Source organism: Marinobacter sediminicola (assembly GCF_031157525.1).
Lineage (GTDB): Bacteria > Pseudomonadota > Gammaproteobacteria > Pseudomonadales > Oleiphilaceae > Marinobacter > Marinobacter sediminicola.
Genome location: NZ_JAVIXR010000014.1, coordinates 16295 through 42349 on the forward strand (window position 1 = coordinate 16295; position 26055 = coordinate 42349).

26 protein-coding genes are annotated in these 26055 nt (G+C 53.3%); 5 read left to right on the forward strand and 21 right to left on the reverse strand.

Annotated features, from left to right (window positions below; genetic code table 11):
- Positions 1-14 precede the first annotated feature (14 nt).
- From RG807_RS15685 to murJ, 13 genes are all read right to left on the reverse strand, one after another.
- Positions 15-470 carry a type IV pilin protein gene (locus RG807_RS15685; RefSeq protein ID WP_309045737.1) on the reverse strand — a complete coding sequence of 152 codons (456 nt, stop codon included), beginning with the start codon at positions 468-470 and terminating at the stop codon, positions 15-17.
- Complete coding sequence (locus tag RG807_RS15690) at positions 470-3658, reverse strand: pilus assembly protein (protein WP_309045738.1); 3189 nt, start codon at positions 3656-3658, stop codon at positions 470-472. The genes RG807_RS15685 and RG807_RS15690 overlap by 1 nt, the downstream gene beginning before the upstream one ends.
- Positions 3655-4035 (reverse strand): hypothetical protein, encoded by a 381-nt coding sequence (locus RG807_RS15695; protein WP_309045739.1) that lies wholly within the window; start codon positions 4033-4035, stop codon positions 3655-3657. Before RG807_RS15695 ends, RG807_RS15690 begins: the two co-directional genes overlap by 4 nt.
- A 36-nt stretch (positions 4036-4071) precedes the next feature.
- Entirely contained in the window at positions 4072-4602 is a 531-nt protein-coding gene (locus RG807_RS15700; RefSeq protein WP_309045740.1) for a pilus assembly PilX family protein, read from the reverse strand.
- Positions 4593-5867, reverse strand: a complete 1275-nt coding sequence (locus tag RG807_RS15705; RefSeq protein ID WP_309045741.1) for a PilW family protein — start codon at positions 5865-5867, stop codon at positions 4593-4595. The genes RG807_RS15700 and RG807_RS15705 overlap by 10 nt, the downstream gene beginning before the upstream one ends.
- Positions 5864-6412 carry a type IV pilus modification protein PilV gene (gene pilV, locus RG807_RS15710; protein WP_309045742.1) on the reverse strand — a complete coding sequence of 183 codons (549 nt, stop codon included), beginning with the start codon at positions 6410-6412 and terminating at the stop codon, positions 5864-5866. The genes RG807_RS15705 and pilV overlap by 4 nt, the downstream gene beginning before the upstream one ends.
- A 22-nt stretch (positions 6413-6434) precedes the next feature.
- Complete coding sequence (locus tag RG807_RS15715; protein WP_309045743.1) at positions 6435-7016, reverse strand: GspH/FimT family pseudopilin; 582 nt, start codon at positions 7014-7016, stop codon at positions 6435-6437.
- A gap of 189 nt (positions 7017-7205) precedes the next feature.
- Entirely contained in the window at positions 7206-8159 is a 954-nt protein-coding gene (gene ispH / locus RG807_RS15720; RefSeq protein WP_309045744.1) for a 4-hydroxy-3-methylbut-2-enyl diphosphate reductase, read from the reverse strand.
- A 2-nt stretch (positions 8160-8161) separates the two neighbouring features.
- A complete protein-coding gene (gene fkpB, locus RG807_RS15725; protein ID WP_309045745.1) occupies positions 8162-8614 on the reverse strand; it encodes an FKBP-type peptidyl-prolyl cis-trans isomerase in 453 nt (150 codons plus the stop codon).
- Between the two features lie 5 nt (positions 8615-8619).
- On the reverse strand, positions 8620-9144 hold the full coding sequence (lspA, locus tag RG807_RS15730; protein WP_309045746.1) for a signal peptidase II: 525 nt from the start codon (positions 9142-9144) through the stop codon (positions 8620-8622).
- Entirely contained in the window at positions 9144-11963 is a 2820-nt protein-coding gene (ileS, locus tag RG807_RS15735) for an isoleucine--tRNA ligase (protein WP_309045747.1), read from the reverse strand. Before ileS ends, lspA begins: the two co-directional genes overlap by 1 nt.
- On the reverse strand, positions 11950-12939 hold the full coding sequence (gene ribF / locus RG807_RS15740) for a bifunctional riboflavin kinase/FAD synthetase (protein ID WP_309045748.1): 990 nt from the start codon (positions 12937-12939) through the stop codon (positions 11950-11952). Before ribF ends, ileS begins: the two co-directional genes overlap by 14 nt.
- An 83-nt stretch (positions 12940-13022) precedes the next feature.
- The gene (murJ, locus tag RG807_RS15745) at positions 13023-14603 is read right to left on the reverse strand and encodes a murein biosynthesis integral membrane protein MurJ (RefSeq protein ID WP_309045785.1); all 1581 of its coding nucleotides are present in this window, start codon (positions 14601-14603) and stop codon (positions 13023-13025) included.
- A 310-nt stretch (positions 14604-14913) separates the two neighbouring features.
- Between murJ and rpsT the strand changes: the two genes are divergently transcribed.
- Positions 14914-15183: a 30S ribosomal protein S20 gene (gene rpsT, locus RG807_RS15750; RefSeq protein WP_298453565.1), complete on the forward strand. Its 270-nt coding sequence runs from the start codon at positions 14914-14916 to the stop codon at positions 15181-15183.
- An 82-nt stretch (positions 15184-15265) separates the two neighbouring features.
- Here the strand turns inward: rpsT and proB are convergent, their stop codons facing one another.
- From proB to rplU, 4 genes are all read right to left on the reverse strand, one after another.
- Positions 15266-16390 carry a glutamate 5-kinase gene (gene proB, locus RG807_RS15755; protein WP_309045749.1) on the reverse strand — a complete coding sequence of 375 codons (1125 nt, stop codon included), beginning with the start codon at positions 16388-16390 and terminating at the stop codon, positions 15266-15268.
- Positions 16391-16448: 58 nt separating this feature from the next.
- A complete protein-coding gene (gene cgtA, locus RG807_RS15760) occupies positions 16449-17648 on the reverse strand; it encodes an Obg family GTPase CgtA (RefSeq protein WP_200371754.1) in 1200 nt (399 codons plus the stop codon).
- 145 nt (positions 17649-17793) lie between these two features.
- Positions 17794-18057 carry a 50S ribosomal protein L27 gene (rpmA, locus tag RG807_RS15765; RefSeq protein ID WP_216007976.1) on the reverse strand — a complete coding sequence of 88 codons (264 nt, stop codon included), beginning with the start codon at positions 18055-18057 and terminating at the stop codon, positions 17794-17796.
- 35 nt (positions 18058-18092) lie between these two features.
- Positions 18093-18404, reverse strand: a complete 312-nt coding sequence (rplU, locus tag RG807_RS15770; RefSeq protein WP_071265462.1) for a 50S ribosomal protein L21 — start codon at positions 18402-18404, stop codon at positions 18093-18095.
- Between the two features lie 250 nt (positions 18405-18654).
- On the opposite strand from rplU, the gene ispB reads away from it, so the two are divergent.
- Complete coding sequence (gene ispB / locus RG807_RS15775) at positions 18655-19623, forward strand: octaprenyl diphosphate synthase (RefSeq protein ID WP_309045750.1); 969 nt, start codon at positions 18655-18657, stop codon at positions 19621-19623.
- An 8-nt stretch (positions 19624-19631) separates the two neighbouring features.
- Here ispB and RG807_RS15780 read toward each other — a convergent pair whose 3' ends face one another.
- Positions 19632-20615 carry a glutathione S-transferase family protein gene (locus RG807_RS15780; RefSeq protein ID WP_309045751.1) on the reverse strand — a complete coding sequence of 328 codons (984 nt, stop codon included), beginning with the start codon at positions 20613-20615 and terminating at the stop codon, positions 19632-19634.
- A 165-nt stretch (positions 20616-20780) separates the two neighbouring features.
- On the opposite strand from RG807_RS15780, the gene RG807_RS15785 reads away from it, so the two are divergent.
- On the forward strand, positions 20781-21692 hold the full coding sequence (locus tag RG807_RS15785) for a LysR substrate-binding domain-containing protein (RefSeq protein WP_309045752.1): 912 nt from the start codon (positions 20781-20783) through the stop codon (positions 21690-21692).
- 126 nt (positions 21693-21818) lie between these two features.
- Complete coding sequence (locus tag RG807_RS15790; RefSeq protein ID WP_309045753.1) at positions 21819-23348, forward strand: WS/DGAT/MGAT family O-acyltransferase; 1530 nt, start codon at positions 21819-21821, stop codon at positions 23346-23348.
- 23 nt (positions 23349-23371) lie between these two features.
- On the opposite strand, the gene RG807_RS15795 is transcribed toward RG807_RS15790, so the two are convergent.
- Positions 23372-24064, reverse strand: coding sequence for a DUF2057 family protein (locus tag RG807_RS15795; RefSeq protein WP_309045754.1), 693 nt, complete (start codon positions 24062-24064; stop codon positions 23372-23374).
- A gap of 249 nt (positions 24065-24313) precedes the next feature.
- Between RG807_RS15795 and RG807_RS15800 the strand changes: the two genes are divergently transcribed.
- A complete protein-coding gene (locus RG807_RS15800; protein ID WP_298453591.1) occupies positions 24314-24517 on the forward strand; it encodes a DUF6316 family protein in 204 nt (67 codons plus the stop codon).
- Positions 24518-24571: 54 nt separating this feature from the next.
- On the opposite strand, the gene RG807_RS15805 is transcribed toward RG807_RS15800, so the two are convergent.
- Complete coding sequence (locus tag RG807_RS15805; protein ID WP_309045755.1) at positions 24572-25099, reverse strand: phosphatidylglycerophosphatase A family protein; 528 nt, start codon at positions 25097-25099, stop codon at positions 24572-24574.
- Positions 25096-26052 (reverse strand): thiamine-phosphate kinase, encoded by a 957-nt coding sequence (gene thiL, locus RG807_RS15810; protein WP_309045756.1) that lies wholly within the window; start codon positions 26050-26052, stop codon positions 25096-25098. Before thiL ends, RG807_RS15805 begins: the two co-directional genes overlap by 4 nt.
- Between the last annotated feature and the right edge of the window lie 3 nt (positions 26053-26055).

Genomic DNA, 26055 nt, shown 5'->3' on the forward strand with positions numbered 1-26055 from the left:
CCCAAGGGCAACCCCTACTTTTTCCAGTTCGTCTCGCCGGTACCGATAGCGCCACTGTTATCTATATCCCAGCGTCTGACCCCCTGATTGTTTAGGTCCAGAAACCCATCTCCGGCTTGAGCATTCACCGGGGTTGCCTGTACCACGAAGCCCGTATCTGCTGCACTCACAATTGTCAGATTATAGTATGGGTTTCCTCCAACTTCGGGCACCTGGTCGTAATATATGCTTGGCGCCCCAGTATCTCCGCCGCCAGCCCCAGCCCCCTTATAACTATTATTGGCCGTAAAGTGCCGCTCCATGGCGGCTGCGAGCCCCATCAGGGCTGATTGGGCTTCAGCTCTGCGGGCAGACTTCACATGCTCCTGATAAGAAGGGTAAGCCACCGCAGCAATAATGCCGACAATCGCTACCACTATCATCACCTCTATCAAGGTAAACCCTTGATTAACACGACTGCGAAACCCCATCACTCAACTTCCCTCCAGAATGTTTGGGTAAAGGTATTACTGTCTGCTACCGGCTCACAGTTTGTACCAACGCAAATGAACGCATTCTTTTTTATTCTCAACAGTGATGGAGACGGGGGTATCCCGGGAATTGGCACATCCTTGCTGCGGTCATCTTTGGTGAGTTCAGAATCCTTACCGATGCTGTCATAATTACGAACAGGCCGTCCATCGCGCAATGAAACCGAGTAGAGCCGAGCCCTGCCGGTTGATGGCGCACACGCCGAAAGTGTAGCTGCAGGCTCATAAGTTGTGAACGTAGCCACCCCATCTACAACAAGACTTGAGGAAAGGATTTTTTCCCCGCTATTTTCCAAATGGAGCATCCAACCTTTCTTAGTGGACAGGTTTTGCTCCGCAGCAAGCTTCTCTGCATCAGTGCCCTGTCCAATTTTGTTATCAGTTATGTTCAAAAGGTCGCTCTCAGTATGCGTGGTGTATTTCACATTACCAGATGCGTCGACCGGTGCCCCAAACAGCTCTGGAATCCGAAGCATGTAAGCGCGATCGTTGATGACCTTGTTTAAAGGGTGGGCATGGTAGCCGGAACCAATCATCATCGTTAGGTAGCGCTTACCCCAATAACGGCTGATCGCCAGATCCGGAGTGTGGTAAAAGCGTCGTGCATCCGCAACGCCACTGCCCGAGAAATCCGCAATGCGTCCGCCGTGTACCAGGGAGTTAGCGGGCTCGCCGTTGTTTAGGTCAAACCGCCATATCTGCCCGCCCATATCACCAACATAAACTTGGTCAGCAAGGCCATCTCCATCTATATCGAGTACTTTTGGAGATGCAGGGATGCTGTATTCCATTTGGCTAAGCTCAAGATCAGCACCTGAGCTCGTCGGGCCCGCCCACCACAACCGGGCACCAGTTTTAGCATCAACAACATACAGGGCACGGCCTACGCTGTCCTTGGTGCGAGTGGAAACGCTGTCCTGATTGTCATCGTACCCGCCAGCGAAAAACAGAACATCTTTAATGGTTCCATCGAGGTTTATTTTGCTTTTCACGGGGGTGGACCAGGTTTCGCCAAGCTCAGCAAACTGGCCAGAGCCTCCCGAGATATGCCACAGAGCCTTTGGGGCCGCTTTACTTGTAACGTCCAAAGCATAGTAGCTACGGCCACCTCGGCGCATGCCTGCATACAAATACACGTGATCCCCATCAGCAGCGCTAACAGCTCCACTTGGGTTTTTGACCCAACTAACTATGGACCCATCCATACCGTAAATGCGACTGGCCACGGCATTGCTATTTTCCATGAAGATGCGCTGATTCTTAAGCAATTCCGTCGGAATAAAGGCAAAATACGATTCGCCAGTTTCGCCATCGATGGCATGCAGATAACCTTGGTTGTCGCCGAAAAAAACAGCCGTATCCGGGTTCGCTTCTGTTCCACCATAAACAATCAACTTCGGTTCTGAGTGGAGGGGGTCAGCAACAAACTTACGAGCATCCGTGGTGTTGCTATCACCATTTTCATCCAGGACATCCTCACCTCGAATCCACCGTATCAGTGCCAACTGCTCTGCGTCCGACATGGCACTGTCCCCCAGCAGCGTCTTCGTTATGAAGGCAGTGTTGGCGGTCGTGACAAGATTGTCATTCGCTGTCAGAGCTTTCCCGTTAGCCCAGGTATACACCTTCCTGTTATTCGTTACCGCCGGCAGTTTTGAACGCACGCCTCCTGCTGTTACAGCCTTCCCATCAGGTGCTTGCGCCCACCAACTCTGCGCCCCGTCTTTAAAGAAGCCGGTTGCCGGGTCAACTGCTTGATTGCCATTGACATCCACAATGTCCCCGGTGCTGGATATCCTGTAGCGCTTCAGGTTACCTTGCCAAAGCGGGCGAGTATCTGGCTCAAAAACAGAATAGTAGAGTGCATCGAAGTGATTCAGCCGGTTAAACGTGTTTACAGCAACACCAGGCGCAACGAAGGTACTGCTGGTATCGAGCACACTTCTAACAATATCATCAAAGGCATTTGCTAACTGCTGAGCATCGTTTGCCTGATAATACTTGCCACCACCAGCCGTTGCCGTGTCAGCCAGGAGGGGATCATTAATCTCGAACCCCACGGTATATGTGGTTATAGTCTGATCCCCAGCATATGCTGACGACATATCATTATTTTTCATGTAGCCCGCGATATCAGGAAGGCAATTGCGCGTACTATTACTACCACCAGTACAAGACTTTCCTATTTCACTGATCATCGTAGCATTATGATTGGTATCCCTTGTTGGCTCTCCATCGGTCAACAGAATAATATTGTTGGACTGACACTCAAGTGATATGGGGGATACATAACCGTTCTTCTGGCTTGCGATCGGATGTGAATCTAAAAACTGCTTGCCCCCCTGGTAGTATCGCATTGCTTCGAAGAGTGTTTCCGCCAGTGGCGTCCATGTATCGTGATCTAGACTATTAACGGCTGTTTTAAAAGCGCCGGCATTGGTAGCCACATTTTCGACCGGATTAAGGAGGTGCCCGCCTTCATCTGCACTCCCTCTTGTATTAAACGCCATCAAACCTATATTTACACCAGTAGTACTGTCCGCCAAATGGCGTGCCACACCCTTCATTACATCCATGCGTGTCATCTTTACTGTTCCGCCGCTCGTCGCCTGCCAGTTACGGTAGTTAGCGGAAAAGTAATTTCTAGCTGTAAACTTAGACCAGTTATTTATGCTAGACCTATCATCATCTGCCTGGCAATCAGTCGTACTATTATTAACATTATCTTTATTGAAGCTATTCCATTTATTATTATAATAATAAGCCATCCTGTAGCTCTTCAACTCACCAACCTGATCAATTCTATTGAGCATGTCCGCGCACTCAATAACTGAGCGCCTAACTGTATACCACGTATTATCCTGTTTATAGTAAACAAAATCAGAATCAAACCCTGCACCGGGGTATGTTTTGGCCGGATTATAAACAGGATCAACCGGAACATTAACGGTAACTTCCGCATCCATACTTCCAGAGTTATCAAGAATGAAAAGAAGATTTGGGCGAATGCTGGTCGTATTCTGAGTATTAAAGAAAATCTCAGTATCATCCGCCAGTGAAGTTGTAGACCCAAATGACAAAATGAAGCCACACAAGAATGTGGCTACTCTACTTACTTGTATTTTCATTTGTTACCACCCCCATCACGGATACCGAAGTAATTAATACGATTAACTTTCAAATCCGAGCGATCAAAGAACACAGTCCCTGGACTATTCCTATATTGCTCTACAGCAACTTCCACCGGCAACTCTTCTTCTCCTGCAACAAACTTGATGCTGTCTTCAGGGGGCAAAGTCCTGAATTGGCAGTCCTCACATTCTTGGAATCGAACTTCCACTACTCCAGACGCCTTTGAATAAACAACTATAACTCTTGGAGACTCTACTGCTTCCTCTCCCAGGATGATCTCGCTGTATGCAAATGCTGAAGGCGCCTGTTGAGCTAAGGCAGCCTGTGCAACGAACGCACATAATATGATTAGTGCTTTGATCAGGTAACTCATCAGCTCACCTCTGAATAATTTTCGATAAAAATACTTTTAGTAGAAAACAACGCTAACACCGCGGACAACCTGGCTTCTGGCACCTGTGCCGGTCACCGATGCGTCTCCGATGATCTCGAAACGTTGACGGAACGTTTCTATGTCTTCCCCAAATGAGTGCCCCTCTATTAAGGTAGCTTCACCTAGATACTGCAGTTCTACAGTCGCTACTTTATCCGCGCCAATACCGCTGTACGCCGAGGGAGTCATTGCCACGCGTATTCCCGCATCCAGGGCATCCAGAGCTAACTTCCAATCAGCGGAACTGGAATCCATGGTTTCCAGTTTTCGAAATAGATCCTGATTGGCAGCTTCAGCAGCAAAAAAAGCCTGCCGAGCATTTTGCGCGTTTGCCGACATGCGCTCCTGCAAAATAGATGTATTCATACTTGCCAAACCAATGACAGTTATGACCAATAGAATCACTAAGCTAATAATAAGTGCTGCTCCACCCTGACGCGCACCAGCAATGGCTGGGACCGAACAAGATAATGTGCCTGTTTTCACTTCGCTCTGCTTTAATTGCATGGGTCACCATCTCCACCGTTATTGTTTGCAGTTTCCCACTCCCACTGGTTCGTCGTCCCGAATTGCTTGAATTCACCACAACGTCGGTTTCGTATATCCAGCGTGCTAACAAAAGCCTTCCGTAACCGCCGATCGGCAGCATGTACCTGTTGACCAGCACTCGGATTATTTGCAACAAATACGGTTCCCGGTAGCTCATACGCTTGGCTGTCATTCTGCTCCAGCACGTTACCTGAGGCGCTCACCAACATGCCAACACGAACAACCACGACATTTTTCCAATCAGCCGCACTAACTCCTGAGGCATCGACATATTGAATCGTGTTGCTGCTGGCATTTGTGCGCAAACCGTACTGAACTTTTAGTGCCTCTACACCTTCCACAAGCTCCTCACGCTGAAAGCTTGGTGTTGCGCTATTGGGGAAGTTATTTCTCGCCCGATAAAGTGCGCTAATACTGTTACCTTGATCATCGACTCGCCCGGTATCGGCAACGAAGAAAACGGTACTCTCAAGCGCGTATATCTCTGCATCTTCGTCACCTGCATAGGCTACAGACAGATCATTACTGGCATTAGCAGTCGCAGCATGCGCCAACGCCTTATTTGCACCTGAAGGGTTGTTGGTCAGTCGAAACACATCAGCAAACTCGCAACTTGCAATCATTAGCAAAGAACCCGAACTGAATGCTGCACTTGCCCCAAAAAGCCCATCAGGATCGTCTACAGGTATTTGGCCACCTGTGTTTGTCATACCGACAGTCTTGATTGTGGCAGTGAGCGGCCTCGCCCTCTGCACCATCAATACATCACTTCCTGGCAAGGCATCGTCCTCAATAACTCCAATATTTTCGAAGTCTGTGCCTGCATCCCAGCTCGTTTGGGTTGCTGTCGTTACCTGCCACCCCATCAAACCGGAATTATAGAAATATACGCCATCCCCGGCGGATGCTGGCGTAAGGGAGGGTGGCGGATTATTAGCGACAACATTGAGCGGGACGGTATAGCTATCGGAGCAGCCCTGATAACCCGCCATTCGCACCTCTCGAGACATTATCTCCAACCCGATCCGCCCAGACTCCTGGACGCGGGCAAGCGACTCCCCCACCCTTGTAGTCTTGGATGAGTCCATATACACAGTGAATATACCAAGTATAAGAGTCGCGCTTAGAGCAAGCGCTATCATCAACTCTACCAGCGAAAGGCCCGACTGGGGTTTGATCATATTGCTGCCCAAAGCGGCAGTATCGCACTTAGATTTACTCATAACGTAAACTCAACAACGGTCTGTTGATTTTCTGTCGACATGGAACCTTGGGTCTCATCCCAACGGTCCTCTCTCCACGTGATTGTTATTGTAAAAACATTGCCCGCGGCTGTGGTACCACCTGCCCCGGAAGCGCCGGCCCCGGATATTGCCCCTTCGCCGCCTGGCAGCATGGCCATATTGCCGTTGGCACCCTCTATCTGCTGTTTCCAGGCGAAAATATCTGCAGCAACTCTATCAGCGCCGGAGCATCCGCTTGCAATACAGCTAGGAGCCGTAAGGCTGGCAGTTGTCGTGGCGCCGTCATAACTTCCACTAATAGCTTCTGCGGTATTTGATTTCATGCGGTCAGCCATATCATAAGCAAGGATCGTGGCTTGGGTGCGCAAAAAAGCACCTTGATTATTCTTTAGACTACCCACTGTGAGGCTAGCCATTCCCAACAGGCCAACCGCAAGAACCAATACAGTGACAAGAATCTCGATTAACGTCATACCAGCTTGTCTACTTGGGCGTCTTACCATTCCCAACATCTGCAAACTCATAGTTCTCTCTCCCAACCATTAATCAACATTGAAAATCGATGTTGTTATGATCTTCACGATTTCCGTTGCTATCTCGCGCAGCCGCCCGCGCTTGGCCGGACACTGATAAAACGACACCTCTAGCTTCACTCGCACCAAAGGCGTCACATAATTTGAACGTTATTTGATTTCCTCCCGCTGGCGCTCCATTTCGAATCAGCGATACAGTGGTTGTATTGAAGTCGCTGCTGGCGCCAGTTTTCACATTAAGACTTATCCCGGCAGACAGCTCGCCTGCTACTTTCAACACCGTATCTGCGACATCAACGCTTCCATTCCCGTTGAGATCCCGGGCAACCAGCCAACCGGTACTCCAGTCAGTCTGCCCAGTACAACTTGTGCCATTATTTGACGAGCATAGTAGGACAGACTGAGCAGGTGACTTGGCGGACTCACTTCGCGCGTAGCCAACCAATCCTTGAAGCTCGTTGTAGGCTGCGGTTGTACGACTTCGGGTGACCATATCGCTCATTGCTGGCACCGCGATCATCGCGACAATTGCTATCACCACGAGAGTCACCATCAGCTCGATCAATGTAAAACCACTGTTTTCCCGGAGATGCATAAAACTAGAACCTCTGTTTGTTTCAGTTTCAGATTACAAAACTCTAATGTAAATCACTACAATGGAACGACAAGCGGGCAATAATCAGGTACAAGCGGCACCCCAACAAAAAAAAGCGTGACTGAAATCACGCTTTTTTTTGTTGGGGGCAACCACAAACCCCTCTAATCTGATCGCTACCTCAGATCGCTAATGAACCTCAACCACATCAATCCGCAACTCCTTAGGCATAGAGAAAACAATATTCTCCTCCCGCCCCGCAATCTCCTCAGGCACATCTCCACCAAGATCCCGCAAGCGGGCAATCACATCGTTTACCAACACTTCCGGGGCGGAAGCGCCAGCAGTTACGCCAATGGACTTCTTACCTTCAAGCCATTGCGGATCAATCTGGGAGGCTTCGTCGATTAAATAAGCGGGGGTGCCCATTCGTTCCGCCAGCTCACGCAGGCGGTTGGAGTTGGAACTGTTGGGAGAGCCAACCACCAACATCAAGTCGCAGTCGCCGGCCAATTGCTTTACCGCGTCTTGGCGGTTCTGGGTGGCGTAGCAGATGTCGTCTTTGCGCGGACCTTCGATTAGCGGGAACCTTTCACGCAAGGCGTCGATCACGCGGGCCGTGTCGTCCATCGAAAGCGTGGTTTGGGTGACGTAGGATACGTGCGCCGGATCTTTTACTTCCAACGTCGATACGTCTTCTTCGTTCTCTACCAAGTAGATATCACCGCCGGTACTGTGATCGTACTGGCCCATGGTGCCTTCCACTTCCGGGTGGCCGTGGTGGCCGATAAGTACGCACTCGCGTCCGTCGCGGCTGTAGCGCATAACTTCCATGTGCACCTTGGTGACCAGTGGACAGGTGGCATCGAATACCTTGAGTCCACGGCGGGCGGCTTCGTTTTGCACCGCTTGAGATACGCCGTGGGCGCTGAAGATAACGAGCTTGTCGTCTGGCACTTCGTGCAGTTCGTCTACAAAAATGGCGCCGCGATTACGCAGGTTGTCGACCACAAACTTATTGTGAACTACCTCGTGGCGCACGTAGATGGGCGCACCGAATACATCCAACGCGCGATTTACGATTTCGATGGCGCGATCTACGCCTGCACAAAAGCCACGGGGGTTTGCCAATCTTATCTGCATAGTCAGTGCGTCTTTCCTGCCGGTTCTACGTCAATTACTTCTACATCGAAGGTCAGTGTACGCCCTGACAGCGGGTGATTGAAATCCACCTCCACTTCGTCGCCTTCCACACGGCTGACAACACCAGGCAGTTCTTGCTGACGTGCATCGGCAAAGGAGATCATCACGCCCGACTCCAGCACCATATCTGCGCTGAACTCGTGTCGCTTGAAGGTTTGAACGTTGTTCGGATTGCGCTGACCAAATGCCTTTTCTGGTGGCACCTGGTAGCTGGCCTTGTCACCGGCCTTCATGCCGAGCAAATAGGCTTCAAAGTTTTCAGGCAGATTTTCGTCGCCGATTTCCAGCATTGCCGCGTCTTTATCAAAGGTTGAGTCAATCACCTCGCCGCTCTCGAACTTGAGGGCGAAATGCAGGGTTACTCGTGTTCCCTTGTCTATGGGCAAATCTTTCATGGGCTTTATTCACTCCCGTTCGCAGCTTCGCCAGACTCAGCAGGTTTGCGAAACATATCAAGAATCATCATGGCAGCACCTAGTGTAATGGCGATGTCGGCCAGATTAAATGCGGGAAAGTGCCAGTCCTGCCAGTAAAAATGCAGGAAATCGACAACGTAACCGTGCACAACCCGGTCATATACATTACCAAGAGCACCCCCAAGAATCAGCACTATAGCAACGGCCATCCAGGTTTCATGGCGCTGCAGGTTTCTCAACCAACCTACCAACACCACACTGACAACCAGCGCCAGAGTCACAAAGAACCAGCGCTGCCAGCCAGCGGCACCTGCGAGAAAGCTGAACGCCGCTCCGGTGTTGTGCAGCAACGTCAGGTTGAACATGGGAACAACCGGTACCGGGTTGCCATAAGTCAGCATGGCCGTGGCCATGGCCTTGGTGCCGAGATCTAGAGCGATCACCAACACTGCTAGCCAGAGCCACTTGAGCTTTGTTCCGGTCACCTGCTCGCTCATTGCGGCATCCATCAAGCAAACGAGCGGGTTTCGCCCGTTCCTTCCACGTTAGTAATGCAGCGGCCACACAGGTCTTTATGCTCGGCATGGGCGCCCACATCTTCCCGGTGATGCCAGCAACGCTCACACTTGGCATGGGAAGCCGGAGTTACCTTTACGCGAAGGCCTTCGTAGCTGGTCATTTCAGCATTGTCTGCTTCAGACACTGGCTTAACGGTGGCTTCGGAGGTAATCAGCACAAAGCGCAGCTCGTCACCCAAGAATTCAAGGTCGGCTGCCAGATCACCCTCGCAATAAAGTGTGACTTCAGCGCTCAAGGATCCTTTGATTTCGCCTCGGGCTCGCGCTTCTTCCATGCGCTTGTTTACGGCTTCCTTCACTCCGTAAATCCTGCGCCAGTAGTCGCGGCCCAGTTCGGCGTCTTCCGGCAATGCCGTGAGGCCTTCATACCAGGTTTCGTAGAACACGGTATCCCCGCGCTCGCCCGGCAGGTGCTGCCATATTTCATCTGCAGTGAAGCTCAAGATAGGCGCAATCCAGCGCACCAGCGCTTCAGCAACGTGATACAGCGCCGTCTGGCAGGAGCGCCGGGCCAAGCTGTCTGCCTGAGTGGTGTACTGGCGATCTTTAATGATATCCAGATAAAACCCACCCAATGTGGCTTCACAGAAGCTGTACACCTTCTGGTAGATCCGCAGGAAGGCGTAGTTCTGGTAGTCCTCATGCAGTTCGTTCTGCAGTTGCAGGGCCCGATCCACCATCCAGCGATCCAGAGCAATCATATCTTCCGGCGCAACCATGTGCTGTTTGGGATCAAAGCCGGTGAGGTTGCTCAGCAGGAAGCGTGACGTGTTGCGAATACGGCGATATCCATCTGCAGTCTGACGCAGGATATCCTTGGAAACCGTCATTTCGCCGCTGTAGTCGGTTGCTGAAACCCACAAGCGCAGGATGTCGGCACCCAACTCGTTCATGACTTCCTGAGGTGCGATCACGTTGCCCATTGACTTGGACATCTTCAGGCCTTTGCCATCCACCGTAAAACCGTGGGTCAGCACCTGCTTATAGGGCGCAACACCATTCATGGCGATGGAGGTCTTCAATGATGACTGGAACCATCCGCGGTGCTGATCGGAACCTTCCAGATACATATCGGCCGGGAACTGGCCCAGCTCGGGGCGCACGCGCAGAACGGAATCATGAGTCACACCTGAATCGAACCACACATCCAGCGTGTCCGTCACTTTCTCGTAGTTATCCGCCTCATCACCCAGCAGATCGCGGGCATCGATCTCATACCAGGCATCAATGCCGTCGGTTTCGATAGCCTGAGCTACTTTTTCGATCAGGTTTTGGGTGTCCGGGTGCAGCTCCTGTGTTTCCTTATGGATAAACAGGGTGATCGGTACGCCCCAGGTGCGTTGACGCGAGATACACCAGTCAGGAGATTGCTGGAACATTCCCTCAATACGGTTTTGCCCCCAGGCCGGCACCCAGCGCACGCCCTTGATGGCTTCCAGTGCATCTGCGCGGAGGTTTTCTTTCTCCATACTGATAAACCACTGGGGTGTAGCACGGTAGATCAGTGGTGTTTTGGTGCGCCAGCAGTGGGGGAAGCTGTGACGGAACTTTTCCTTCCGCACCAACTTGCCTTCACGCGCAAGCGCGTCGCAGACGGGCTCGTCGGCCTTATAAACGTGGATCCCTGCAAACTCGCCGGTAGCACTGGTGTAGGTGCCGTCGGCCTGAACCATGCTCAGTGTGCCGATGCCATAGGTTTTGCCAACCACGAAGTCTTCCATGCCGTGATCAGGTGCCGTATGAACGGCCCCGGTACCGGCCTCGATCGAGACGTGGTCACCCAGAATCGCAGGCACTTGCTTATCGTAGATCGGGTGATGCAGAGCCAAGTGCTCAAGGTTCGTACCGAGGCAGTGGCCCAACACTTCGTATTTTTCGATTTCCCAGCGTGCCATGATGCCTTCGACCATGGCGGAAGCCAGAATCATCCGCTCGGGGCCGTTGCCTGCGTCAACCTGCACCAGTGCATAGTCCAGATCTGCATTGAGAGACACTGCCTGGTTAGCCGGGATGGTCCAGGGTGTGGTGGTCCAGATCACCACGGACACATCACCTTCGCCTTTGTCCGTTCCAAACAGCGACAGAGCTTTGGCCTGGTCGATGGCGGTAAAGCGCACATCAATCTGGGTTGAGGTTTTGTCCTGGTACTCCACTTCCGCCTCTGCGAGCGCGGACTGACCCACCACACTCCAGTAAACCGGCTTGAAGCCTCGAACCACATGCCCCTTGGCGACGATTTTGCCCAGCGCACGCACAATGCCCGCTTCTACTTTCGGATCCATAGTGAGGTAGGGCTTATCCCACTCACCCATGATGCCGAGGCGGATAAAGTCGGCTTTCTGGCCGGCAATCTGCTTGGTGGCGTAATCACGGCAAGCTTGGCGGAAGGTTTTGTAATCCACCTTAACGCCGGCCTTCCCGATTTCCTGCTCAACCTTGTGCTCAATCGGTAGCCCGTGGCAATCCCAGCCCGGCACGTAGGGCGCATCAAAGCCCATGAAGCCGCGGGATTTGACGATCATATCTTTCAGAATTTTATTGACCGCGTGACCAATGTGAATGCTGCCGTTGGCGTAGGGAGGGCCATCGTGAAGGATGAACTTCTCACGCCCGTCGCGCTGTTTGCGCAGGTTGGCGTATACGTTCAGATCCTGCCAACGCTTGAGCATTTCAGGCTCGCGATTGGCCAGGTTACCGCGCATGGGAAACGCAGTTTCCGGCAGATTCAGAGTGTGCTTATAGTCGCTCATGGTTTGTGTGCGTACTCTTCAGGTCAGTTGGTTTGGCCAGCCACGCTCTGGCAGCGTCGAAATCTCTGGCAATCTGCGCTTTGAGCGCATCTATCGAATCAAATTTTTCTTCATCCCGCAGTCCATGGCGGAAAACAACATCAATTCGCTGGCCGTAAAGTGTGCCAGTAAAGTCAAACAGGTGCACTTCCAGTGCCGGTTGCTTGCCATCCACTGTTGGACGCAGGCCGATGTTGGCAACGCCGTCCTGCTTCGCTCCGTTTCCAAGCGTAACGCCAACCACATACACACCGTGCAACGCAGGCATCTGGTGGAGCAGGATGTTTGCCGTGGGCGAACCAATTTGCCTGCCCAATTGCCGCCCGTAAACCACCCTGCCCTGAATATGGTAAGGGCGGCCTAGCAAAGCCTCGGCTTTTCCCAGCTGGTTTTCCAGTAGCAGGTTACGGATTCGGGTGCTGCTTATGCGTTCGCCGGCAACGGTTACAGTGCGGGTGTTCTCCACTGAAAATCCGGCAGTTTTACCCACCTTCTCCAGAAGTGCGAAATCCCCCGCCCTGTCACAACCAAAGCGGAAGTCATCGCCGACAACAAGGTGGCGTACCGCGAGGCCAGCAATAAGCACGTCGTCGATAAAGCCCATGCCGGAATAGCTGCGAAAGGTTCCATCAAACTTCAGGCAAAGCACGATATCTATGCCAGCTGCACGCAAGGCTTCAAATTTTTGCCGAAACCCCATTAACCGGGGGGGCGCCTTCATTCCCTGGAAGAACTCTCTAGGCTGCGGCTCAAATACCATCACGACCGAAGGCAGGCTCAAGTCTTTCGCCTTGTTTTTCACCTGATCGATAATGGTTTGATGGCCCAGATGAACACCATCAAAGTTGCCAATTGTGGCAACACAGCCTTGTGCCAGCGGGGAATCCGCTTGCCTTGAAAGCATTTTCAGGTTGGTCAGGCCCCGGATCAGACGCATGCAATGCGAACCTTCATTTGCCAAGTGGCTTTCCGCGCTCAATCAATGCACAAAGCGCTGGTGAGAAAACGCGCGATTATACCTTACCTCTGGCGAAAATGTCTTACCCGCACTCCGGTTAGCGCCAGAACAGCAAAGTAGACACTGGCGCTCGCAACAACTATTACACCCATATAGAGAGAACGCTCGATACCATCTGCCGACAGCCAGCGCATAACGGGGTAGTTCAGCAAGAGGATAACGGCGACCATGGCAGCATTTGCCAAGGATATCTGCAGGAAATATTTGCCCCAACCTGGCTGGCTTTTCCACGCCCCTTGGCGCTTAAGCCCCCGCCAAAGCAAAATCGCATTGAGCCAGGCAGAAAGCGAGGTAGCAAGCGCCAAACCAGCATGGGCCAAAGGCACAATAAGGGCCAGATTGAAGACCATATTGGCGACCATGGCAATAATGCCAATCTTCACCGGCGTGCGAGTGTCCAGGCGCGCAAAAAAGCCCGGCGCAAGCACCTTAATTACCATAAAAGCCAGCAGTCCTGCGGAATAAGCTCTCAAGCTCTGGGCCGACATGGCGACATCTCTGTCGGTCACTTCACCGTAGTGGAATAACGTTGCAATAAGCGGCTCTGCCAGCAGCGCCAGCGCCAGCGCAGCAGGCACCCCGATAATCAGCACCGCGCGAACGGCCCAGTCTAAAGTGGCCGAAAACTGATCAGTTGACGCAGCAGCGTGCTTGCGGGACAAACTCGGTAAAATAACCGTTGCGATGGCAATACCAAACACACCCAAAGGCAACTCGGAAAGCCGATCTGAATAATACAGCCAGGACACACTCCCTGTTTGCAGAAAAGACGCCAGCACCGTGTCGAGCAGCAGGTTGATCTGGCTGACCGATACGCCAAACAGCGCCGGCACCATCAGCTTGAGAATGCGGCTGACACCTTCATGCTTGTAATCAACCCGCGGACGGGGCAGAAGCCCGAGGCGCATCAGAAACGGCAGCTGGAAAAACAGCTGCAAGGCGCCCGCAATGAACACCCCCCAAGCCAGAGCCATCACTGGTTCGCTCATCAAGGGAGTAAGATAAACAGCGGCACCAATCATCGCCAGATTAAGCAGCACTGGCGTAAATGCAGGCACCGCAAAGCGGTCGTAACTGTTGAGAATGCCACCAGCAAACGCAGTCAGTGAAATCAGCAACAAATAAGGGAAGGTAATGCGCAGCATGTCGCTGGTCAGCGCGAACTTTATGTCGTCGTCCAGAAACCCCGGGGCAAACACTGCGGTAAGCAGCGGAGCACCCAGCATGGCCGCCAGAGTAATGCCTAAAAGCACCAACCCCAATGATCCAGCAACCGCATCGACTAAACGCTTTACATCTGAGGAGCTCTTATTTTCACGGTAGGATGAGAGTACTGGCACAAACGCCTGAGAAAACGCGCCCTCAGCGAAAAGCCTGCGCAGAAAGTTAGGTATCTTGAAGGCTACAAAAAACGCATCTGCCCCGGCGCCAGCTCCAAAATAGCGTGCAATCACCATGTCCCGCACCAGCCCCAACACCCTTGAGAGCATGGTCATAATGCCCACCAGGCCAGACGAGCGCAGCAGCCCGGGCACTTTAACTGGCGGCTTGCTTTCAGGCGGGATTGAGGGTTGCGACGACATGCGGGTTCGTATCCGGGCTGTGCACTGTTTTCGGCCGGGTGTCTCGGGAATTACCTGCTTCCCTGCCACACCCGTATCCGGCGAGCCGCGAGTTTAACACAGGCCTTTAATACCGGGAGACTATCTGTCACCCCAGCAGGGTTTGGTATTGACATTTCCGGGATTGAGCGGCATAGTTCCGCGTCATTTATTTCGACGCGCTGGTTATGGGCGCGCCCGCGATTTCAGGGGCCCTCTGGTTGGTATTTTGCCCAGAGTTTCCCGTACGAATCATTCAGTAACGAATTTAAGTACTTTCAGGAGTTTTACGGTGGCAAATTCCCCGCAAGCCAAAAAGCGCGCACGTCAGAACGAGAAGAACCGCAAGCACAACGCTAGCCTACGTTCCATGACCCGCACTTACATGAAAAAAGTTCACGCCAAGATCGAAGCTGGCAACTATGAAGAAGCTCAGGCCGCTTTCCAGGCAGCACAGCCAATCATGGACAGCATGATCAACAAGGGCATCTTTACAAAGAACAAAGTTGCTCGCCAAAAGAGCCGCATGGTCTCCAAGATCAAGGCCCTGAAGAGCGCCTGATAGCGTCCGACGCTTGAAAGCTCTTATTGCGAATCAAAAAAACCGGCCCATGAGCCGGTTTTTTTGATTCGAATTTTCCACTTCAGATAATGATCATGTTATCCCGGTGGATCATCTCCTCCTCTGAGATATACCCCAGAATATCGGAGATACTATTACTGGAACGGCCCGCAATTGCCACAGCCTCATCCGCGTCGTAATTTACCAAACCACGCGCAACCTCTGCACCATCTTCCGCGACACAGGACACCATTTCGCCACGTCGGAACCGCCCAACAACACCTTTTACCCCAACCGGTAGCAGGCTACGACCTCCCTGCCGAAGCACTCTTACCGCCCCATCATCCAGCGTAAGCTTTCCACGGGTTTGAAGGTGACTTGCCAGCCACTGCTTGCGCGCCGCGATACGACCCTGCTCCGGAAGCAACAAGGTACCACATACATCACCTTGTCGAAGGCGGGTAAGCACGGACTCAATGCGACCGCCAACGATCACCGTGAAAGCCCCTGAACGCGCCGCCAAACGTGCAGCGCGCAACTTGGTCAACATACCCCCGCGGCCAAGCTCGCCAGCACCACCGCCTGCCATGGCATCCAGGGTGCGATCACCCGCAAACCGCTCGGTCACCATAATGGCATCAGGATTCTTGCGCGGATCTTTATCGAACAACCCCAACTGATCGGTAAGAATGATCAGGCCATCAGCCTCAACCACGTTAGTGACCAGCGCACCCAAAGTGTCGTTATCGCCAAACCGGATTTCGTCGGTAACCACCGTATCGTTTTCGTTTACGATAGGCACAACACCAAAATCCAGCAAAGCTCTGAGCGTGCTGCGGCCATTCAAATAACGCTTACGATCGGAGAGGTCATCGTGGGTCAACAGTATCTGGGCAGTATGAATACCATGGCGCTTGAATTGCGCCTCCCAAGTTTGCACCAATCCCATCTGGCCCACAGCGGCAGCGGCCTGTAATTCATGCAGTTGTTCCGGGCGTTTTTTCCACCCCAGCCGACTCATTCCTTCCGCCACCGACCCGGAAGAAACCACCACTAATTCGACACCCTCGCGAACCAAGGCCGCCATCTGATCGACCCAAAGACCCAACGCCTCTACATCCAGCCCCCTACCATCATTGGTCAGGAGGGCACTTCCAATTTTAACCACCAGGCGGCGGGCCTGCTGCAGCTGGGCGCGTTGCGTCATGATACGGGCTTGTCTCTCTCGGTCGAACGGGATAATTCAGACATAAAAAGGCCGAAATCTAATCCTTCACATACACCACTTCAACGTCGTAATCATCATCGTCGTCAAAGTCATCATCATCGCCAGCGGCCTCGCGAGCAGCCCGACGAGCACGTCGCTCTTCCTCTACGCCAGCCCGTGCTTCTTCGTCCATCCGCCGACGCCTTGCCGCTTCCTGCTCAGCAACCTCAGGATTCTCTGCCTCTTCCTCGGCGCGTTCTTCAATCCAACGCATAACTGCCTGAGTCAGCGGCTTGGTGCCCTCACCACTTAACGCTGAAATACGGAACACCGGCCCCTGCCAGCCAAGCTCATCAACGATCGCCTGACAATGAGCCTCCCGATCTTCTTCCGGCACCATATCGACCTTGTTCAACACCAGCCAGCGATCCCGGCTCGCCAGGGTTTCACTGAACTTCTCAAGTTCGTGGGCAATCACGTTTACCGCATGTGCCGGCGATGAACCGTCGTAAGGCGCCACATCCACCAAGTGCAATAACAAGCGAGTGCGCACCAGGTGTCTCAAAAAGCGCACGCCGAGGCCCGCGCCTTCAGCAGCACCCTCAATCAAACCGGGGATATCGGCAATAACAAAACTCTGGTGCGCCTGCACACTCACTACGCCCAGATTCGGCACCAGGGTAGTAAACGGATAATCTGCCACCTTGGGCGTTGCAGCAGATACCGACCGTATAAACGTCGACTTACCCGCATTGGGCAACCCGAGAAGACCCACATCGGCCAGAACTTTCAGCTCCAGCCGCAGGTTCCTGAGCTCGCCTTCAGAACCTTTTGAGGTTTGACGGGGCGCACGGTTTATAGATGATTTGAACCGAGTGTTGCCGAGCCCATGAAAGCCACCCTGAGCCACCTTCAGGCGCTGACCTATGCGAGTCAGGTCGCCAAGCACCTCGTGGGTATCGACATCAACCACTGTGGTGCCAACAGGCACTGGCAGTATGAGATCCTCACCCTTGGTTCCGGTGCAATTTCGCCCCGAACCCTGTTCACCACCTGGGGCTTTGTGCTTGCGCTGAAACTGGTAATCAACCAACGTATTGAGCGAATCACTCGCCTCGAGATACACGGAGCCACCATCCCCGCCATCACCCCCGTCAGGGCCACCCTTTGGAACGTACTTTTCACGCCGGAAACTAAGGCAGCCGTTTCCGCCGTTACCAGCTTCAACGATGATTGTGGCTTCGTCTACGAATTTCATGAATCTACCCTTTGCGCGTAGCGCATAAACTAAAAAGCCCCGCAGCCTCAAGGAAGCTTTGCGGGGCTCCGGATGGCTCTGATTCTAACTATAACAGTAGAATATCAGAGCTATCCAAGGTTCGTCAGAACCGGATCGCCGCTGCTTAGGCAGCAGCTGGAACGATGCTTACGAACTTGCGGTTCTGTGGACCTTTCACTTCGAACACAACCTGACCGTCTGCCTTCGCAAACAGAGTGTGATCTTTGCCCAGGCCAACATTGGTGCCTGCGTGGAAACGGGTTCCGCGCTGACGCACGATAATGCTGCCTGCAGATACTGCTTCGCCGCCGTAGCGCTTGACACCAAGTCGTTTCGACTCGGAATCGCGACCGTTACGGGTACTACCTGCTGCTTTTTTGTGAGCCATGACAAGCCTCCTGATTAAGGGGTGTTTTTCAGGACTTAACCCTGAATACCCGTGATCTTGACTTCAGTAAACCACTGACGGTGGCCCTGACGCTTCATTGAGTGCTTACGACGACGGAATTTGATGATGTTAATCTTGTCGTGACGGCCGTGGCTAACCACTTCTGCAGTCACTTTGGCACCATCAACTACCGGCGCGCCAACTTTGAAGTTGTCGCCATCAGCGATCAGCAGAACGCGGTCAAACTCAATGTTGCCGCCTGTTTCCACTTCAAGCTTTTCCAGCTTCAGCGTTTCGCCTTCTTTAACACGGTGCTGTTTACCACCGCTAACAATAACTGCGTACATTAACTTTACTCCGCGATTGACCCATCCCTGCTCTTATCCACCTGGTTCTAAGGGAAGCGCTTCGGCAACCCTATAGCAGGGAGCGCAGGTTGGGATGAGTTGGGCGCGTGATTGTACGAAAAGGCGGCCAGCAATACAAGCCAAGTTGACACTAACCGCTGCAATACCTAGCATTGCCGCAACCTGCCTGTATTAACAGTACACTAGACAGCTATCTAACCACGACATCAGCAAGGGATCCACAAGCCGCATGACAGCCCAGCGCATTTACGACACCGTGGCAGACGACTTCAGCCGCGTTAATGACCTGATCATCCAGCGGCTTTCCTCCGATGTTCCCCTGGTGGAAAAAATAGCCCAACACATTATTGAAAGCGGCGGTAAGCGGCTGAGACCCTTACTGGTTTTACTTTCCAGCCGAGCTGCTGGTTATAGTAAAGACGAACACTTGAAGCTGGCTGTGGTGATTGAATTCCTGCACACCGCCACCCTGCTCCACGACGATGTGGTGGATACATCGGATATGCGCCGGGGCCGCAGCACGGCAAATGCCAACTGGGGGAATGCCCCAAGCGTATTAGTAGGCGATTTCCTCTACGCCCGCGCATTCGAGATGATGGTAGAGCTTAAAAGCCTGCCTATTATGGAGATTCTGTCTCACGCCACTGCGGTGATCGCCCAAGGCGAAGTGATGCAACTGATGAACGTGAAGAACCCGGATCTCACCGAAGATCAGTACATGACTGTGATTCACAACAAAACCGCCATGCTGTTCGAAGCGGCGTCACACTCCGGAGCCATACTCGCCAATGCAAGCGACGCTCAGGAACAGGCGCTGAAAAACTACGGCAAACACTTGGGGCTGGCTTTCCAATTGGTGGACGATGTTCTGGATTACCGCGGTGACGCCCAAACCATGGGCAAAAACGTAGGCGATGATCTGGCGGAAGGCAAGACTACCCTGCCGCTGATTCATGCCATGGCGAATAGTAGCGAGGCGGACCGCCAACTCATACGCCAGGCTATCCGCAAAGGCGGACTGGGTGATTTGTCAAAGGTTCTCGAACTGGTAGAAGCATCTGGTGCACTGGAGTACACCATGGAGCGAGCCAGGGCCGAAGCCTCCAAAGCTTCTGACACCCTGAACGCACTCCCTGACTCGCCCCATAAAGAAGCTCTGGAACTGCTGACCCAAGTCGCCGTGGCGCGAGTCAGCTAAAGCCTGTTTTATAGACCATCACGCCCGTGGGGAGCGGTGAAGTCCAGCTGCGGTCCCACCGGCACAACCTGTGTTGGGTTGATAGTGCGCTGGCTAACATAGTAGTGCTGCTTGATCTGGCGAATATCCACAGTATCGGCCACACCCGGCACCTGATACAGCTCCCTCAGATAACCTGAAAGTGCCGGGAAATCGCTGATACGCTGGCGATTGCATTTGAAGTGGCTGTAATAAACCGCATCAAACCGAACCAGCGTTGTGAACAACCGCCAATCCGCTTCAGTGATGGTGCTCCCCGTCAGATACCGCTGCTTCGACAGCTTGGCTTCCAGCCAGTCCAACGACTCGAACAACTCGGCATAGGCCTTTTCATACTCATCTTGAGCCGTGGCAAACCCTGCCTTGTAAACACCGTTGTTAACCGTGTTGTAAACCCGCTCATTCACTGCATCAATATCTGCCTGCAGCGCTTCCGGGTAAAAATCCAGATTGGTGTTTACACCCTCAAGGCCATCAAACGCCGAGTTGAACATGCGGATAATCTCCGCCGACTCGTTGCTGGCGATGGTGTTCTGGTGCTTGTCCCACAATGTAGGGACCGTCACTCGCCCGGTGTAATCAGGCGCAGCTTTGGTATACACCTGATGCATAAAGCGGAAATCATGCAGGTCGTCTTTATGGGCGCTGTCATCCGGCCGGAACTCCCAGCCGTTCTCAACCATATCCGGGTGCACAACCGACACGGAAATATGCTTCTCAAGACCTTTCAACTTCCGAAAGATTAGGGTTCGATGGGCCCAGGGGCAAGCCAGGGAGACATACAAATGATAACGCCCGGACTCCGCCTTGAAACCACCCTCACCGGCTGGCCCAGCGGAACCATCGGCGGTCACCCAGTTGCGGAACCGTGCCGCTTCACGCTCGAATTTGCCACCGGTTTTGCTGGTGTCGTACCACTTGTCCTGCCATTTCCCGTCAACAAGAAGACCCATAATGAATACTCCTCAAAAGTTCTGAATTAACGTGCCAACCCCAGTGAAGGCCAGCACCAGATACTGGCCCGACAGACGCGAACGCCATATGTAAAGAAGGATAGCGGCCATACTGTTACACTCTCAAGCAACCAATTCTGGCCAACAACTTCAGATAATTCGAACATGCACACAGCCATCACCATAGACGCTCTGCGAGTCCTCGACGCCATCAACCGCAAAGGCAGCTTCGCCGGCGCTGCCGGCGAGCTTTTCCGGGTGCCATCGGCGATCAGCTACACCGTGCAAAAACTCGAGGAAGACCTGAACGTAGCCTTATTCGACAGAAGTGGTCACCGCGCCGTGCTCACGCCCGCAGGTATTTACCTACTCGAAGAAGGTCGCATTTTGCTTGATGCCGCCGAGAATCTTGCCCATTCAACCCGGCAGGTTGCGCAAGGCTGGGAAACCAGGCTGCGGATTGGCTTTAACTCTCTGCTGCCTGCGGAATGTCTGTTTCCGGCCATCAAAGACTTCAGCGCCTTGGGCGTGCCGGTCGATGTCCAGATTGTCGAAGAAGTGTTTGCCGGCACCTGGGATGCACTCCAAAGCCGCAGGGTGGACCTTATTGTGGGAGCTGACGACATCAGCAAACCCGCCGGAAACTTTACGTGCCAAAACCTTGGCGTAATGGATTTCATTTTTGTCGTTTCACCTGGCCATCCTCTGGCGAGCTCAGAAGAACCCCTGAGCGAAGAAGACATCTTCCGCTTTCCAGCTGCCGTTGCCGCCGACTCGTCCCGATCCTTACCTGCTGGGCACGCAGGCATTTTCCACCGCCAACGCACTTTGACCGGCACCACCATGGCTCACAAAATTGCGTTACAAAAGGCGGGCCTTGGCGTGGGCTGGCTACCTCGCTCACGGGTAAATGATCTTGTTGCTGCCGGCCAACTCATTGAAAAGCAGGTGAGCGAACCAAGACAGCCCGTGTCACTCCAGGCAGCCAGACACGCCGATGACAAAGGTAAGGCCCTGATGTGGTTTTGGAATAGACTGGTCGACGACCCGGCAATAGCACGCTGGCTAAAAGTTTAAGCGCCCCCGACAAGGCGCGGAGCATAATGACTCCGCAACAGAGCTCTTGCAGGCAAATGAGTCAACGGCATCAACAGTCTGTTCATTTATACTGGGGCAAATGTTATTAACGAACGGAGCTCATTGATGCGGCAGCTATCGGAACTGGACGCCTCCTTCCTGTATCTGGAATCAGATAATGCACCGATGCACATCGGCAGTATTTACCTATTTGATGCCAGCGAGCGGGAAACACCTCTGGCGTTCAGTACCTTTATTGCCTATTTGCGAAGCCGCCTTCACGTTGTCCCTGTATTCCGCCAACTGCTGAAAGAAATTCCTCTACGCATGGGCCGGCCCTACTGGATTGATGATCCTGATTTCAGCATTGAGCGGCATCTGGCGTATGTCAGTCTCGGCGAAAACAGCAGGGAATCACACCTGATGACCCTTGCATCCAAAATTCTGGAAGATCCGCTGAAGCGTGACCGCCCACTCTGGCATATTACCTTCGTGGACGGCTTCCGGCTGGGCGATGAGAATGAGGGCAAGGCAGGCTTCGCCCTCATTGTAAAACTGCACCATGCGGCTATCGATGCGTTCAGCGGCGCTGAAATCATGGGCAAGCTGCTGGAATACACGCCTGAGCCGCAACCCATCCGCGCGCCACGCCCCTGGCAACCGCGCCCGAAACCGTCAGAGGAGCGCGTCGTTCTACAGGCGGGGGTAAACATGCTGCGAACGCCCTGGCGCGTGACTTCTCTGGCCGTTGGCGCGGCAGAGGCAACGGTGCGCGGGCTGGTTCAAAAGCAACTGCGGAAAATACCTCTGCCATTCCCGATATTTTCAGCTCCGCACAGCCCATTCAACCGCCAGATTACAGCCAATCGTCAATTAATCTCTGCAAAGGTCGATTTGTCGCGACTGAAAGCAATCAAAGCATCTCTGGTGGATGTAACGCTTAACGATGTGGTGCTGGGGCTATGTGCAGAAACACTGCAGCGATATTTGAATGATCAGGGTGCGAGCACTATCGAATCGTTAATTGCCATGACGCCCATCTCCGTGCGCTCACGCACGTTGAACAAAGCCACCGGCAGCCAGATGTCTGCCATGCTTCTGGACCTGGCAACCAATGAACGTAACCCGGCCCAGCGTATTCGTCGGATTCACTGGAACGCTGTCGCCTCCGAGCCATACCGTGAGGCCATAGCCGCAGATCGGCTAACTGAATTGCTGCCCTCAACGATGCTTGCGCTATCAGCACGGCTGTATTCGGAGCTGCAGATTGCGCAACGCTACCAACCGGTATTCAACCTACCCATTACCAACGTGCCCGGTCCACAGGTCCCTCTTTACTTACAGGGCGCCAGGCTGGTGCAACAGTACAATGCCGCCCCGCTGTTCGACAGTCTGGGCCTGGGCATTGTGGCTGTAAGCTATCAAGGCAGCCTCACCCTTAACTTCACCATCTGCCCGGATGTCGTCGCTCATGGAGATTCACTCCAACGCTATGTCTGCGACAGCCTTGTCGCCATCGAAGATGCTGCCATCGAGCTCCCGCCCGAGGAAATGCACACCCCGCTTGAAGAAACCCGAAGCCAGAGCCTGGCAGACGATGCCATGAACCTGCTTGAAGCCGCACTACAGAAACTGACGGCGCGCTTCAAGCGATAACGAGCCTTATGAACGCTGTGCGTTTACTCGAATGCCCAGCGCAGAAACGCCTTTTTGTCTTCGTCGCTCGCGGTTTCCCAGACGGATTTGAGACGACTCAGCGCATCCACGCCATCATTAGTTGCGGTGGCACTATCAGCGGATAAAGGTGTCCGCTCTGACCCTGCAGTGTCGGCCGGCAACCAATTTGTAGAGTGCGCAAGGGCCAGGCCATCACCTCCCACAACAGCTGCGGAAAATTCAGGAATCTCTTTCTCGGCCTGTTTGCGGGATTCAGGCTTGGAGAACTCGAATCGGTAGGTAGCCTTGGGGCTCGCCTCAAAGCGCACGACTTGCGGCTTACTTTCAATAATGTGAACCTGTGACTCACCGTTTTCCACAACCCCGGATTTCGCCCAAATGGTTTTGTAGGTGAACACTACCTCGTTTTCACCCGGTAGAAGCGCATAATCCAACGCTAGGTCATCCATCAAATAATTCTTCATTTTGCGGCCGTTAACCTGGCTCACATGAATAGCACCTGGTGCTTTCAAGATTGCCGCGTTTTCGGCACCTGCCGGGTCACCCTCCCACGTCTCGAGCTTGGTTATTGCCGTTGAGCAGCCTGCCAGAGTTGTCAGCAACACCGCCGCAAGCGCAAACCGGCACGCCTGGCACCAACGGCTTAAATGGCTCATCTCCAGTCTTGCAACACGTAAAAAGTACACCATACTCATGTTATCTCCTTAAGGGTAAGGGGAAGCCCGGTGCGAGAATGCAGCCAGCTATTGCGCATTTTGAACATCGAAACCACTAAGGGCAACCGAATGAGCAAAGATGCGCTAAAGTCCGACCCGCCGTGGCAACGTCTGTTTAAATGTTAATAATTGTTGAATTTGCCGGAAATTGGTTTAATTTTAAACAGGACCTTATCAATCACACTGCGCCCGACATACAAAATCAGAAGTCAGGCACCGGAGCCGGCCATGAACACCCAGGTCAGATCAGGAGAAGACAGACACATTCCCTTTCGTAGCAGTCGGTATTTTTGCGTCGGGAACAAATGGTATTTCACGACCAGAGAGGGCTTTGACAGCGGCCCCTTCGCATCAAGGGAGCGCGCTGAAATCGGGTTAAAGCGCTTCCTTCATGTCGTGAGGTTGCTCCCGGAAGAGATGCAGGTGCACTAAGGCCAGTCACACGCCGGCGCACCCATGCATACCGCAAATGCGTTTCCGGGAGACTTAAAGGATGAACGGCATCAGCCAAGTGTCAATCGCGAGTAGGCAAAGCAGTGCCATGGCGGCTGCGACGACGTCATCTACCATGATCCCCAGCCCGCCTGGCAATCGCTCATCCAGCCAGCTGATAGGCCATGGCTTCAGCACATCGAACAGCCTGAATACCAGAAACGCCAACAATACGCCGTAAATATTCTCTGGAAACAAGCCAAGGGCAATCCACATCCCCACAAACTCGTCCCACACGATACCGCCGTGGTCGTGCACTTTTAAATCGGCCGCGGTTTTTCCACATAGCCAAATGCCCACCACGAAGGCCAATGCAACAACCAGCCAGTAAGCAGCAGGCGGCAACCAGGCAAAGCAGTACCACAGTGGAATAGCAGCCAGGCTCCCCCAAGTTCCCGGGGCCCGTGGCGCTGCGCCGCTACCAAAGCCGAAGGCTAACAAGTGCACGGGGTTTTTCAGAAATCCCGGCGGCAAAATGGCCTGTGGCAAATCCGGCTCTGGCCACTGATCTTCCTGGGTCATGTTTTTCTCCTGAAATGGTCAAAACCTGTCACCTCTGAGCCCGACACTACAGCAGTACCATCGAGGCGCAAACCAGAAGCAGGCTCAATCACACCGATAACGGTGAGTTGTTGCTTTAACGATTTGGGCACACTTGCCCAACGTGCTTCCGGAATGGTTGCGCACAGCTCGTAATCATCGCCAGAGTTCAGCGCATAACCCGTGGCTGAATCACCTTTCAAGCGAGCGAGTGCCTGCGATACCGGCACTTGGGTTTGGTCAATATTCGCGCCGACATTAGACGCTTCAAGAATATGATTAAGATCTGCCAGCAATCCGTCGGATACATCAATCGCCGCCGTCGCGAGGCTCCTCAAAGCCATGCCCAATTTCAGCCTCGGCTGCGGATAGTGATAGCGCTCCAATACCGACTGCTCGTCTTCTGAGGGACTGCGGGCATCAAGATAATCCAAGGCCGCCCCCGCATCACCCAAGGTGCCAGACACCACAATCAGATCGCCAGCACATGCTCCGGAGCGTCTGATGGCTCGCCCCTGCTCCACCAATCCATGCACCTGCAGGCTTAATGTAAGAGGGCCGCGAGTTGTATCACCTCCGGCAAGCACCAGGCCAAAGGATTCCGCCGCACGACCCAGCCCACGGGCGAAATCCTGCAACCAGGGTTCATCGACTTCGGGAAGTGTCAGCGCAAGGGTAAAACAGGCGGGCTCGGCACCCATGGCGGCCAGGTCACTCGCAGCTACTGCAAGGGCCCTCCAGCCGAGATAGTCTGGGCGATAGCCAAGGGGGAAGTGCACACCCTCAACGAGAGTGTCGATAGAAAAAACCAGATCAAAACCGGCGGGAACACTTTGAATGGCACAGTCGTCGCCCGGTCCCAGCACAACAGAGCGGGAACCGTGCAGACGCGCCAACGGCATGAAATACTGCCGGATCAGCTCAAATTCACCCATCGG